At 58.1% G+C, this 13,533-nt stretch carries 10 protein-coding genes and 4 pseudogenes; 12 read left to right on the top strand and 2 right to left on the bottom strand.

Annotated elements, in window-relative coordinates; all coding sequences use genetic code 11:
• Window positions 1–241 precede the first annotated feature (241 nt).
• Window positions 242–1,001: pseudogene (locus QFZ94_RS42520) on the bottom strand (IS5 family transposase).
• A gap of 308 nt (window positions 1,002–1,309) precedes the next feature.
• Here QFZ94_RS42520 and QFZ94_RS42515 point away from each other — a divergent pair.
• The 5 genes from QFZ94_RS42515 to cyoD all read left to right on the top strand — a co-directional run bounded on the left by QFZ94_RS42515 (window position 1,310) and on the right by cyoD (window position 5,888).
• Window positions 1,310–1,954, top strand: a complete 645-nt coding sequence (locus tag QFZ94_RS42515) for an OmpW/AlkL family protein (protein ID WP_410851702.1) — start codon at window positions 1,310–1,312, stop codon at window positions 1,952–1,954.
• An 84-nt stretch (window positions 1,955–2,038) separates the two neighbouring features.
• Window positions 2,039–2,935, top strand: a complete 897-nt coding sequence (gene cyoA / locus QFZ94_RS42510; RefSeq protein WP_410851703.1) for a ubiquinol oxidase subunit II — start codon at window positions 2,039–2,041, stop codon at window positions 2,933–2,935.
• A 6-nt stretch (window positions 2,936–2,941) separates the two neighbouring features.
• Entirely contained in the window at window positions 2,942–4,951 is a 2,010-nt protein-coding gene (gene cyoB, locus QFZ94_RS42505; RefSeq protein ID WP_429464010.1) for a cytochrome o ubiquinol oxidase subunit I, read from the top strand.
• On the top strand, window positions 4,951–5,562 hold the full coding sequence (gene cyoC / locus QFZ94_RS42500) for a cytochrome o ubiquinol oxidase subunit III (protein ID WP_018435035.1): 612 nt from the start codon (window positions 4,951–4,953) through the stop codon (window positions 5,560–5,562). The genes cyoB and cyoC overlap by 1 nt, the downstream gene beginning before the upstream one ends.
• A complete protein-coding gene (cyoD, locus tag QFZ94_RS42495) occupies window positions 5,562–5,888 on the top strand; it encodes a cytochrome o ubiquinol oxidase subunit IV (RefSeq protein WP_429464008.1) in 327 nt (108 codons plus the stop codon). The genes cyoC and cyoD overlap by 1 nt, the downstream gene beginning before the upstream one ends.
• Window positions 5,889–6,534: 646 nt before the next feature.
• On the opposite strand, the gene QFZ94_RS42490 is transcribed toward cyoD, so the two are convergent.
• On the bottom strand, window positions 6,535–6,660 hold the full coding sequence (locus tag QFZ94_RS42490) for a hypothetical protein (protein ID WP_410851705.1): 126 nt from the start codon (window positions 6,658–6,660) through the stop codon (window positions 6,535–6,537).
• A gap of 542 nt (window positions 6,661–7,202) precedes the next feature.
• Between QFZ94_RS42490 and QFZ94_RS42485 the strand changes: the two genes are divergently transcribed.
• The 7 genes and pseudogenes from QFZ94_RS42485 to tnpC all read left to right on the top strand — a co-directional run bounded on the left by QFZ94_RS42485 (window position 7,203) and on the right by tnpC (window position 13,436).
• Window positions 7,203–7,508 carry a hypothetical protein gene (locus QFZ94_RS42485; RefSeq protein WP_410851706.1) on the top strand — a complete coding sequence of 102 codons (306 nt, stop codon included), beginning with the start codon at window positions 7,203–7,205 and terminating at the stop codon, window positions 7,506–7,508.
• A 255-nt stretch (window positions 7,509–7,763) separates the two neighbouring features.
• Entirely contained in the window at window positions 7,764–9,389 is a 1,626-nt protein-coding gene (locus QFZ94_RS42480; protein ID WP_429464005.1) for a hybrid sensor histidine kinase/response regulator, read from the top strand.
• Entirely contained in the window at window positions 9,386–10,018 is a 633-nt protein-coding gene (locus tag QFZ94_RS42475; RefSeq protein WP_429464003.1) for a response regulator, read from the top strand. The genes QFZ94_RS42480 and QFZ94_RS42475 overlap by 4 nt, the downstream gene beginning before the upstream one ends.
• Window positions 10,019–10,437: 419 nt before the next feature.
• A pseudogene (locus tag QFZ94_RS42470) lies at window positions 10,438–10,650 on the top strand (IS6 family transposase); the annotation flags it as partial.
• A 320-nt stretch (window positions 10,651–10,970) separates the two neighbouring features.
• A pseudogene (locus QFZ94_RS42465) lies at window positions 10,971–11,451 on the top strand (IS66-like element accessory protein TnpA).
• Window positions 11,451–11,822, top strand: coding sequence for an IS66 family insertion sequence element accessory protein TnpB (gene tnpB / locus QFZ94_RS42460; RefSeq protein WP_410851708.1), 372 nt, complete (start codon window positions 11,451–11,453; stop codon window positions 11,820–11,822). Before QFZ94_RS42465 ends, tnpB begins: the two are co-directional and overlap by 1 nt.
• Before the next feature lie 100 nt (window positions 11,823–11,922).
• Window positions 11,923–13,436 (top strand): annotated as a pseudogene (gene tnpC, locus QFZ94_RS42455) (IS66 family transposase).
• Window positions 13,437–13,533: the final 97 nt, after the last annotated feature.

Here is a 13,533-nt window from a genome sequence, read left to right as displayed (position 1 = left end):
AGTTCAACCCGCCGGAAAGCATGGATATTGGGTCTCCCTAATTGCTCGACGTCGCTGGCTTCGGCTGCGTTGCTGTTCCAATAGCATCCTCAAGACCGAAGCGCGAAGGCAAGAATCGACATTAGGAGCGGCGCGACGATTGCGCCGGACCTTTCGCGAAGCGTCGGCGGTTAGTCGACCAGAAGATGACGATCGACTCCTCCGCGCTGCATTTTGCCATTCATAGCGCTACTTAGAGGCGCTAACAAAATGAGTCCTTCAGCCTTCGCCAAGAGATGATGCAGCAGGGGAGTTTGATGAAGGCTTGGTGGATGAAGGCAAGGCGTTCGAAGCGGATGCGCAGTCGCCGGAAGTTGTGAAGCCACGAAATGGTTCGCTCGACGACCCAGCGGGTTTTGCCAAGGCCGCTGCCATGAGGGTGGCCACGTCGGGCGATTTCGGTAGCGATGCCGGCTGCGTGCAGCGGACGGCGGTATTTGTCGTGATCGTAGCCCCGATCGCCCTGAACGATGCGGGGCTTCGAAAGCGGCCGGCCGCGCTTGCCGGCAATGGGTGGGATCGCATCAACCAGCGTGTGAAGCTGGGTGAGATCGTGACGGTTGGCGCCGGTGAGGATTGCCGCGAGCGGGATGCTTTGAACCAGGTTGCGCGCGGACGGTGGGATTCGGTCCCGTTTTTGACCTGCACCCACCGCGCGGATCGAGGAGGAGTCGACGACGACACGGGACCAGTCAATCCGGTCGGACTCGCGTAGCTTCGCGGGCACCACTTCGTGTAGCCGGTCCCAGACGCCGGCAGCCTGCCAGTCTCGTAGACGGCGCCAGCAACTCATGCCACTGCCGCAGCCCATCTCGCGGGGCAGCAGGTCCCAGCGCAGGCCCGGTAAGCATGGCCCGGTCATCCAGTGGTTTGCGTCCGGGATACCGTGAGCGGCGAGGTTTGGGTGGGGGCATCAAGGGTTCAATGAGTGCCCACAACGCATCAACGAGTAGTTTGGCCATGGCCTCCTCGTCACCGAAACAATGACGAGGTTAACAGCAATCGTTGGAAGTTAACAGATCAAAGCAATCATTTTGTTAAGGCTTCTTAGTGCTACGGAGAGCCACACGGCATATCGCAATCCCACGATCGGTTGCAAAACATTTCGGGACGCATTGCGCAATTCGGAGCGCGGACGGAGAAGTGCAAGAACTCATATGGCCTGCGACGCGGTAACGCACACAAGCACTGCGTAAAACATCAGTTGATTGCGATCAACGCTATCGGCCACGAATTCGGACACAGTGTAGAAGGTTAATGGCTAAAGGTAATGACAATGATAAAGCAACTCCGTAATGTGGCTGCTGCACTACTCCTTATGTCACCATTTGTACCGCACGCAGCTAACGCCGCCGACAGTGAAGTCGTCGGAAACTACGCAGGTGATTGGTTGGTACGCCTCCGCGCGATAAGCATTGAACCGCAAGTTCGCAGCACTGACACGCTTTCCGCGCTCGATGTCGGCGTAAGCAACGCGCTGGTGCCAGAGGTCGATTTCACTTATATGGTACGGGACAGCATCGGCGTGGAGTTGATTCTTGGTACCTCACGTCATCACCTGACGTCGAATCTCGGCGACCTTGGTGGCGTTAACGTGCTGCCACCGACATTGTTATTGCAATATCATTTTAATCATGCGGGACGCGTTCGACCGTACGTTGGTGCCGGACTCAACTACACGCTCTTTTATAACAACGGATTGCATGCGGGAGGTGTACCCGTCTCTATAAAGAATCACAGCTTTGGTCCTGCGCTGCAGGTCGGGATTGACGTGCAGGCATCAAAGAGTCTATTCGTTAACGCCGACATCAAGAAGATATGGATGAAGACTGACGCATCGCTTAGCGGCTCGACAATTGGCGCCTTGCATCTCGATCCGCTGGTCATTGGTATTGGCGTCGGGGTGAAGTTCTAGACGTTGCGAATCTCAAGCGACAGACGGTTCAGTGAACGGCTGGCTTCGCTCCTTGTACAGTGGTTAACTTGGGAGAAGATGGGCATGACAGAGAGGAAAGCTTTTAAGGAGTGGTTAATCCCTATCGGTGGTTGGCTGTTCGTTTCTCTTGCTGGGTGTAGCCCCAAGTTTCTCGTCCTGAGTCCCAAGGGTAGCGTAGGCGCGGCGGAGAGATCACTCATCGCCTCGGCCACATGGGCCATGCTGCTGATCGTAGTTCCCGTTATTATCCTCACGCTTACCTTCGCGTGGCGCTACCGCGCGTCGAACCGCAGCGCACGCTACGTCCCGACCTGGGTTCACTCAACGGCGATTGAAGTGGTGGTCTGGGCCATACCCGCTGCCATCATTCTATTCCTCGCCATCCTTACGTGGCGTACCACGCATGAGCTCGACCCTTATAAACCACTGGAATCGGACGTGAAGCCCATCAACGTCGAAGTCGTCGCGGTCGACTGGAGATGGCTCTTTATCTATCCTGACCTCGGCATCGCTACAGTGAACGAATTGGCGGTGCCTGTCAGCACGCCGGTCAATTTTCGCATCACGTCGGACTCGGTGATGAACTCTTTCTTCATCCCGCAACTTGGCACTCAAGTCTACGCGATGGCCGGCATGCAAACGCGGTTACACCTGATCGCCGACGAAGCGGGCGACTTCACGGGCTTCTCGTCGAATTACAGCGGCAAAGGCTTCTCCGATATGAAGTTCCGTACGGTGGCTACGAGCCAGCGGGGCTTCGATGCGTGGGTGGAGACGGTAAAAGCTTCATCGACCCAGCTTACGATGGATCGGTACGCAACGGTCACGCAGCCGCACGCAAACGCGCCCGTGCAGTACTTCTCGAAGGTCGACCGGAGGCTTTTCGACAAAATCGTCGGCAAATACAACAACGGCAACGTCGCGGATTTCACTGCATCATCGTGCGTAACCAAAGGGTAAACAGCCATGTTCGGAAAACTCACATTAGACGCGATGCCTTTCGATCAGCCCATCGTCATGGGGGCGTCGGTGTTCATGGCGCTTGTTGTCCTCGGCGTGTTCTGGCTGGTCACCTTAGAAGGCAAGTGGAAGTACCTCTGGGTCGAGTGGCTCACGAGCGTGGACCACAAGCGCATCGGCGTCATGTACATGATTGTAGCCGTGCTCATGTTGGTGCGCGGCTTTGCCGACGCCGTAATGATGCGCCTTCAACAAGCCGTGGCGTTCAATTCGCCAGGCTATCTGCCGCCGGATCACTTCGACCAGATCTTCACGGCGCATGGCGTCATCATGATCTTCTTCATGGCGATGGCGCTCATGGTAGGCTTCTTCAATCTCGTCGTGCCATTGCAGATCGGCGCGCGCGACGTGGCGTTTCCGTTCCTGAACTCGCTTTCCTTCTGGTTGACCGCAGTCAGCGCGGCGTTGATCAATTTGTCCCTCGTAGCTGGCGAATTCGCGAAGGTCGGCTGGCTCGCGTATCCGCCGCTTTCCGAGCTGAAATTTAGTCCTGGCGTTGGAGTGGACTACTATATATGGGCGATTCAGCTCTCGGGTGTCGGCACCTTGATGTCGGGCGTGAACTTCTTTGTCACAATCATCAAGATGCGCGCGCCGGGGATGTCGCTCATGAAGATGCCCGTGTTCACATGGACGGCGCTCTGCTCGAATGTCCTCATCATGGCGACGTTTCCCATTCTCACGGTCGCGGTAGCGCTGCTCGGCCTCGATCGTTACATTGGCACGCACTTCTTCACGAACGAACTTGGTGGCAACGCCATGTTGTACTTGAACCTGATTTGGGCGTGGGGCCACCCCGAAGTGTATATTCTAGTGCTGCCCGCTTTCGGCATCTATTCGGAAGTGATGGCTACCTTCTGCAAGAAGCCGCTATTCGGTTACAGGACGATGGTCTACGCATCGTGTGCGATCATGTTACTTTCGTTTCTTGTTTGGGCGCACCACTTCTTTACCATGGGCTCAGGCGCCGACGTCAACGCATTTTTCGGCATCGCCACAATGATTATCGCGATTCCAACCGGCGTCAAGATCTTCAATTGGCTATTCACGATGTATCGCGGGTGCGTTCAATTCGCTGCGCCCGTGTTCTGGACCATCGGTTTCGTGGTGACGTTCTCTATCGGTGGCATGACCGGCGTGATGATGGCGATTCCGGGCGCGGACTTTGTGCTGCACAATTCGCTTTTCTTGGTCGCTCATTTTCATAACGCCATTATTGGCGGTGTGGTGTTTGGCTATTTAGCTGGCCTGCAGTACTGGTTTCCGAAGGTGTTCGGTGTCAAGCCCGATGACAAGCTCGGCAAGGCGTCGTTCTGGTGCTGGTTCGTCGGCTTTTATGTGGCCTTCGTACCTGTTTATGTGCTCGGCTTCATGGGCGCGACGCGCCGCACAAATCACTATGATGTGGCTGAATGGCAACCATACTTCATTGTTGCGGCGCTCGGCGCGGCGATCATCGCGGTGGGGATCCTGTTACAGGTTCTGCTGTGGGTGATGGCATTCGTGAACCGCAATGAGGCCGAATACAAGGATATGACAGGCGATCCATGGGATGGGCGCACGCTCGAATGGGCAACTTCCTCACCGCCGGCGGTCTACAACTTCGCTCTCGTTCCGAAAGTGGAGGACATTGACGCCTTCGCGTACATGAAAGAAACGGGCTGCGGCCTTGGGCTGGCGTCAAAGTACGTGGACATCCATATGCCATCCAATACATCGGCGGGTTTTTTCACGGGGATGTGCAGCTTGGTGCTGGGTTTCGCGGCCGTATGGCACGTCGCGTGGCTCGCTTTGCTAGGTTTCATTGGGATCGTCCTCACGATGATCATAAAGAGCTTCGACAAGAACGACGGATATTACATTCCCGCGGCGATGGTCCGTGAGATCGAAGAACGGCGGTTTGGCACGAGAGACCCGATGGGCATTAACGGTTCAGTCGCCGAGGAGGCTTACTGATGTTACAGAAAACCGTTGGCGCAGATTTTTCAGAAGTCGATTATCAAGATCATCCACAATCGCACTCAGTGTTCGGCTTCTGGGTGTATCTGATGACCGACTGTATGCTGTTCGCGGCGCTCTTTGCTACGTTCAGTGTGCTGAGGCACCAGTTCGCCGGTGGCCCTACGGGTCACGATCTCTTCGATCTAACCGGCGTGGCGCTGGGAACCTCTGTGCTGTTGCTTTCTAGTATCACCTATGGTTTCGCGATGTTGGGTGTGCCGCGGGCAAGGAGCGGTGTCGTGCTCGGTTGGCTCGTGATCACATTCATTCTTGGCGCGTCGTTCCTCGCGCTCGAACTTCGCGAGTTCTCGCAGCTGATCGCGGAAGGCGCGGGCCCGCAGCGCAGCGCGTTTCTCTCAGCCTTCTTTACGCTCGTCGCTGCGCACGGAATTCACGTTTTCTTCGGCCTGCTGTGGATGCTCGTACTAATGATGCAAGTGCTGCGGGTGCCTCAGCTTGGTGAGCAGGAGGTCCGCCGGCTAACGTGCCTGAGCCTATTCTGGCACTTCCTCGACGTAGTATGGATCTTCGTGTTTTCTTTCGTCTATCTGGGGAGCATGCTCTAATGGCTTATGCGCAGACTCACGCGGGGTCTCATGGCAGCCTCACTAGGTATCTCGCGGGCTTTTTTCTTTCGGTATTACTTACGGCCGGCGCATTCGGTGTCGGGCTGTACGATGCCCTCGATGCAACTACGGCTATGATCGCGATCGCCGTACTCGGCTTTGTGCAAGTTGTCGTGCACCTTGTGTGCTTCCTACATCTGACCCTCTCGCCTGGGCAGGGATGGAACGTGCTTTCACTCTGCTACACGATACTAGCCGCTGCGTTCCTGATCCTCGGCACGGTCTGGGTGATGCAGAACGTCAGTATGCTGATGATGTCGCGTTAGTCAGTTGCCTGCGGGTTTTGTTTTCCGGCGCCGGACATGCACCAGCCCCGCACCCACTTCCATGCGAGCTGGGTGCCCGCGAAACGCCGATTCCGCTCCACGCAACAGAACCGCATCAGGAATATGTTCCTCTGCCATGTGATCCGTACACCTATTCGCCTATTTGGTTGATCGCTTGCAGTTTCACCTAAACAAGCGAGTTATGGCCTGTCCGTTTCGAGCGGCGGCCAGTGAATGCCGCGGGTTCGGTTCGCAATCGTCGGTTTTTGTCCGCACTTTTCAGGGAGCAAAGGCTCAGTCGCCCTGCTTGCGCTGTTGACGACAGTACGTTAGCTAGAAGTGAATTCGGTGTGCTGAAGCGACGCGAGCAAGGTGAAATATATACGGAGCAATTTGCATCGCGCCCCTGAGAACCGGCCAATGGTGAGGCCTATGATTAGCCAGGCGGCATGCTTGATCAAGGCCTTACCGGACAAAGCCGTGACGACGCTTCGGACGTCGACATCCGGCACTCGCGGTCGACAAGCACATCGAGCCGAGTTCTTCGAACATCATCGCTTGCGCTCAATGCACGACGCCGAAGAACAAAATTGCGCCTTCGGCTGCGTCAGGCCCGCCTTGAAGTAGCCTTCCAACCGGTCGGCGGTCACTTCGTCGAGAATGAAGGGCGGTGAATGTAGCCCGCGGCGAATGCCTGGTCGTACCAGTCGCTGAGCCACGCGCGAAGTTGGATCATTTCCTTCGGCAGAATGCTCAAGGCATCGTCGTGCATATTTCTTTCCCCGGTTCGCTGAACGATGAGGCGGCGGTGAGAAGACGTGCCACGTTGCGTTGGCATGGCGAGAGAGGTCGACCGAGCACGCACCGGTCGGCGGACCCATCTGTATGCGCGGGCGGCATGCTCCCACGTGAAACGAAGTGGTCCAGCAGGCGGACAACCGCCCAGTAATCGCGCGTCGGGCCAACGAGCTTTTCGTGTTTAGAGCGCAGCGATGTGTAGGCCGCCATGGTTTTCCCCTCGATCTACGATGATTCGATGGTATGGCGATCGGTGCGGGCGTCCAATCGGAGCCGGACGAATGTTGTCTCAGGAAGCGCTGGTTGAGGCCGTCAGGACTTCCTGAATCGGATCGCCCTTGTGCGGCGGAAATTGAAGGTTTACCTATCGGCGGGCTTTCTGCGCTAATGGCGTCAGGATGTCCTGACGCGTGATTCAGCATCTCATACTCTGATTTTGCAGTAAGCGCTGAATGCGGTAGGAAGTCTGCTAGTCGATAATGAACATGAAGACATGCAACGTCGACTTGACGAATTATGATGGGCTATCTGTCGGAGAGGGAGAACGTCGTCTCGCAGATCGACGCGATATGTCTGCGACTGTTCGACACTTGGTGCGAGACGCGCAGCTTGACGGCACTTGCGTATCTGATGCTTTGCTGGCTATTGCGCGACAGTAGCCCCAGCGCGCTCAGGCGCCTTGGCGAAACACTTCGCGATTTGCGGCGGAATCACGCGAATCGGATCGACGACTGTGACTTCCGCGCGCTCTGCGAAGTGGCAGATCTGATCGACGAATTGGCCGCGCCGCGCAGAGTCACGCTGATGGCGCGAGCGGAGTAGGGAGAGAAAATGCAAGCATAAGCGCAAAATTCGTGGAGCGTGCGGCGGATTTGACGCTGCGGTGCGCGTTGTCGCAGCGGACCTTGAAGCCGGCAAGGGCGCGCAGACTAGGCTCTGGATCGAGGTCCAAATATTGGACTCCCACAATGGCGGCACTCGCGCGAATATTTGGGATAGGAACCGGTTCGCGTGAACCTGTGAGTGGAAAGCGATCTTGCAACTCGTGGAGCGGTATCTCGAAGGAAACACCGCATCATGACCGATTTGGCCGCTTTAGTCGCGCACAAGGGCACGATTCTTATCGTCGACGATACGCCGGGGAATCTTGGTGTGATTGTCGACAGCTTCGAGGCGCACGGCATTCGGGTGCTGACGGCGCTCGATGGGACGGAAGCGGTCGAGCGTGCGGTCTTTGCGCAGGCGGACGTGATCCTGCTTGAAGTGGAGATGCCAGGCATCGACGGCTTTGAGACCTGTCGACGCCTCAAGCACGATGAGCGCACGCGCGACATCCCGGTCATATTCATGACCTCGCTCTCAGGCAACGCGGACCGCGTCGAAGGTTTTTTGGTGGGCGGCGCCGATTATGTAACCAAGCCGTTACGTGTCGATGAGACGCTGGCTCGCGTTGGCGTGCACCTTGAACTGCGGATGACGCACAAGCAGGTGCTCGCGCAGAACCACCTGCTGCTCGCGGAAGTAGCCGTGCGAAAGAAGACGGAAGCGGTGCTATCGGCAGCGCGCGACGATCTGGAGCACCGCGTCTCGTTGCGCACCGAAGAGCTCGCGCATGCCAACACGAGCTTGCTGGCGCAGATCGACGAGGGGAGGCGTGCAGACGCTCGTCTCAAGGAAAGCGAGGCTCGCTTTCGCGCGATTGTCGAAACGAGTCCGGTGCCGCTGTGCATCACGTCGATGCCTGACGGACACATCCTTTACACAAACCGGCCGCTGCGTGAGCTCTTCGGTATGGAAGAAGCCTCGTCCGCCAATATCGACGATTTCTATGCCGAACGTGGCGAGCATGAGCGTCTGATCGAGCATCTACAAACGAAGGGTGGCTTGCGCAATACAGAAGTCAAATTGCGGCGTCTTGACGGTACACGATTCTGGGCGATGGTGACGGCACGCGTTGCGACTTACGACGATTCTCCGGCGATCTATGTTGGCCTGAACGACATCACTGCGCGCAAGCAAATGGAGCAGGAGCTCGTCGAATCGCGCGAGGAGCAGCGCGAACTGTCCGCGTATATGGAGGCGGTTCGCGAAGAAGAAAGAAGGCGCATTGCGATGGAAATTCACGACGAACTGGGGCAATTGCTGACTGCGCTTAAGATGGACGTGTCCCTGCTCAAGATGCGTATAGCGTACGACGCGGAAGCGTCAAAAAAAGCCGACGATATGCGCCAACTAGTCGAAGGCACGATCTCGATGGTGCGAAATGTCGCGAGTCATTTGCGGCCCGCCGCGCTCAACTTCGGAATTGCGTCTGCCCTTGAATGGCTTGTCGACGAGTTCAACCTCCGGAATGCTATTGTGTGTGAATTGCGCATCGAAGGCGGAGAACCCTCGCTGTCCGATTCACATGCCACGGCCTTATTCCGCATCGCACAGGCGTCGCTGACGAACGTCGCGCGGCATGCCGTCGCCACACATGTCGAGGTGACGCTTGTTTCGACGGCGGCGAAGCTCCTGCTGCAGGTGCGTGACGATGGCCGCGGCTTCGACCAGCAAGTCGTGAGGGGCGACTATTCATATGGCCTGCTCGGCATGAACGAACGCGCGCGGCTGATTGGCGGATCGCTTTCAATCGAAAGTGCGCCGGGCGCGGGCACCATGGTTTCAATTCACATTCCGCTCGATGGCGGACTTCGAACATGATCAGGATACTCATCGCAGACGATCATGCAATCGTCCGTGGTGGACTCAGACAAATCATAGCTACTACGAGCGATATCGTCGTTGTGGCGGAAGCGGCACAGGGGTCAGAAGTGATCGATGGGTTGCGCTCGCGGGCAGTCGACCTTTTGTTGCTCGACATGACGATGCCAGGCATCAGCGGTGTCGTCCTGATTCGCAGAGTACGGGCGGAACATCCTTCATTGCCGGTGCTCGTACTGAGCATTCACGATGAGGCTCAGGTCGCGTCCCGCGCGCTGCGCGCGGGAGCGACGGGGTATCTGACCAAGGACAGTGACCCGGAAGTGCTGCTCGCAGCGATCCGCAAGCTCGCGGAGGGCGGGCGTTTCCTCGACCCGAAGCTCGTCGATGCAATGGTCTTCGATACTCAGCGCGACGACGTGCCTCCTCATAAAGTACTGTCGGATCGCGAATTCCAGGTGCTGCAGATGCTCGCGGCGGGCAGGAGCATCAATGAAATCGCCGAGACATGTACGCTCAGTGGGAAAACTATCAGTACACACAAGATGCGATTAATGCGCAAACTCGGACTGTCCAACAACGCCGAGTTGATTAGATACGCGATCCGGCATGGGCTGATCGTCGAGTAGAAGGATGCTGGCAATCGCCTGATGAAATGAAGTTACGAGTGGTCGTCAGCGAGTTCGCACGCATTTCTCTTGCCGCGCGGGCGACATTGCGGGCGCTAAGGATGGCTGGCGCAATGGATTGTAAGAAGTATCTGCCAGCGATTCACATTTCGCGACCGGGTAATCGAATTTTACCGCTCCTACAGATATTGCTCCACGGAATTGGGATTTGACTTGGACCGGTAAGCCTTTGCTTGCATCCAGCGGTGATCCGCGAAATGCCGATAACGTCCGTCAAGCTCAGTCACGCGTTTGGCCTGTATCACGATGGCGCTACGTCGCCGAGTGGCGCTAGATAATGCAGCGCTTCGATACCGTCCAAGGGTGATTCCACCAAGTTCACGGTAAAACGAGCGGCGGCCGGGATGACCGTTTGGCCTGCCGAGATTCCCGAACCGGCTTACGTCAAGCACATCTTTGTCAAAGCCAGCGCGCGGCTCAATAGCCGTGCCGAAAATGGTAATCAGCCGACCGTGAACGCGAGCGACGCATGCGTGGCTTTCGCGATCCTGAACGCGCGCAAACAGCTCGCGGCACGCTTCACCGCGTGGCGGCGTTTGGCAGACGTCACCGAAATTCCGTCCGCTTTCTGAGCCAGCGTTTTCCCTCCCCGCTAGGTTAGACCGTGGCCAGGAGATCCTGAATCACCCCACGCACCACACGTTCGAGCCCGAGAGTTCAACTAGAACCCGGACAGCAGATTGCATCGAAGGCCTAGAGTTCATCTGGCTCGTTTGACAGTCTGGATATACGGAAGCAGTCGATTACCAGCGTCGCCACCACTTGAAAGAAAGCCTGATAAACCGGGCGCGACCATATAAGGTGTAAAGTAAGCGCGAAATAAGGCGCACCTAGCCTCCGTAGTCGGGAAGATGCAAGCTGCGCCCGCAGACTTGGATTGCGGACGCAGATAATGACCGACACTGACTTTGACTTTTCCCCCTGCGGGTGATCCGGACATGTGCTGATGGCAAGCATGGATCCAACCCGGAGGGCAAGCGCAAGCTGATCGAGGCCTGCCGCCTGCCTGGCGCATCGCTGGCTGGCTTGTCGCTGAAGGCCGGGGTGAATGCGAACCAGTTGCACAAGTGGGTGCGCCTGGAAGAGCAGCGTGAATGTACTGCTGTCCAAATGCCGATCTTGGGCAAGCACCATCGGCATTCGCGACAGTCGTCACAATCGACGACGCGGCCCCGGCGTTGGTCCCAAGGGGAGCTGTGCCACCCGCATCGGAATCGGCGCCACAGCGTGAACCTTCTCGTCCTTCGCCGCGCCCGGCATCGCTGGCGGGCCTGTCGGCGACGCTTCCCAATGGGGATCTCGTTGAGCTCGAGTGTACCGGGCGCGACGCTTCACTCGTGACGGCGATGACCGCAGCATTGCGAGCGCGCTGATGTTCCGCTTCGATACGGAGCTGCGAGTCTATCTGCACCGCGAGCCGATCGACTTCAGGGCTGGGATCCACAGCCTCGTCAACCTGGTTGAGCAGTCGATGCAGATCGATCCGCTCGCACGCGCCGTGTACGCGTTCAGCAACCGGCGGGCTAACCGCATCAAACTGTTGCTGTGGGAGCGTAACGGCTTCCGGCTGATGCTGCGCCGCCTGGAAGCAGACCGGTTAGTGTGGCCGCGCCGGCAGCAGGCCGTCATCGAACTGACGACCGAACAGCTGCATTGGCTGCTTGAGGGCATCGACATTGAAGCGGTTCGTCGACATCCATCCCGCCGCTATCGGCCCGAGACGATCGACACAAACCTTGATTGATATCAAGGCGGCACGTAAACCTGTTTCGGCGGTTTCATCGCTATCGTGAGAGGCATGGACACACATCTTCTCTGGACTTCCGCCGGCCGCCCAAGCCTATATCCGTGAGCTTGAGCAGGGTACTGCTGACCTGGCCCCGCGCATACAGACCCTCGACGAGCAGTTGGGGCTTGCACAAAGCCAGCGCTTTGCGCCCCGCAGTGAGAAGCTCAAGGATCGCGTGTTCAACGAAGCCGAACAAATGGCCCAGGCCTACGACGACGCTGATGATGCGTTCGCGCTGCCTGACACCGGACTGCCGCAAGTCAACGAGCCGGAAGGCGGCAAGCGCGGGCGCAAACCGCTGCCGGCCAACCTGCCGCCCCAGCGCATCGAATACGACGTGCCCGAGGACCAGAAGATTTGCGCCTGCTGCGGTCACGGTATGCACCGCATGGGCGAGGATAACAGCGAGCAGTTGCACATCGACGTCAAGGCGTCGGTGCTGCAACAGGTGTGGTTCAAGTACGCATGCCGGCATTGCGAGCGCCACGCAGACCGCACGCCGGTCCTGATTGCGTCGATGCCTGCAGGCGCTGCCGGGCAGCAATGCCAGCGCGTCGGTGATCGCCACCGTCACGGCCGGCAAGTTTGTCGACGGTACACCGCTGTACCGGATGGCAGACGTATTTGCGCGCGCAGACATTCCGGTAGGCCGTGGCACACTGGCCAACTGGATCATCCGGCCCGCCGAGCTGCATTACAGCCGCCTGTACGCAGCGCTGCGTAAGACGCTGCTCTCGCAGCCGCTGATTCACGGCGACGAAACCACGGTGCAGGTACTCAAGGAGCCCGGCAAGAGCGCGCAGAGGAAGAGCTATATGTGGGCGTACCGCAGTGCCGAGGACTGCGGGGAGCCGGTGGCGCCAGCCGGAGCGCAGTCAGGAACATCCGAAGAGGTTCCTCGCGGGCTATAGGGGCTTGCTCATGAGCGACGGCTACGCTGCGTGGCGCACGCTCGAAGGCCCAACTCACTCCGGCTGCCTGGCCCATGCGAGACGGAGCTTCGTCGACGCGCTCAAGGGGCAGAGGAAACCCGGTTGCCGCGTAGCGCAGGCACTCAAGTACTTAGAGGCACTGTACTAGGTCGAGCGGCTTGCCAAAGGGAATCGGCCTGAAGGCGAGACGCGTATCGGCTACATGTACCGCCTGCGCCAGCAGCACAGTGTTCCATTGCTCGAAGCATTCAGGAAATGGCTCGATGAGCAGACCCCTGAGGTGTTGCCCGAGAGCCTGCTGGGCAAGGCAATTGGCTATACACGCAACCAGTGGGAATACCTGAGCCGCTATGTGGCAGATGGGCTTGCCCCGGTAAACAATAACGTCATGGAACGCGATATCCGCCCCTTCTGCACAGGCAGAACTTCGGGGCTGTTCAGCGACACCTTTGCCGGAGCAAAGGCGAGCGCCATGGTGTACAGCTTGATCCGGACCTGTCGGGCCTGCGGCGTCGAGCCCTATGCGTACCTGCTACACGTGCTGACCGAGTCGCCGCAACGCGCGCCGGATGCGGACATCAGCGATCTGCTGCCGTTCAACTATGCGAAGCGCAGCGCCGAGTCGAAAGCGAGCTGACACACAAGACGCGCGCAGGCCGCCACGTCGGCGCACACTCCCCGAACACAATTGGAAACATCGCCGGTCAATATCGACCGTCGCGATGGGGCTACTC

Origin of the sequence: Paraburkholderia sp. JPY465 (assembly GCF_050436725.1) — a bacterium.
Taxonomy (GTDB): Bacteria; Pseudomonadota; Gammaproteobacteria; order Burkholderiales; family Burkholderiaceae; genus Paraburkholderia; species Paraburkholderia youngii.
This window is presented reverse-complemented; position numbering and strand designations above follow the sequence as displayed.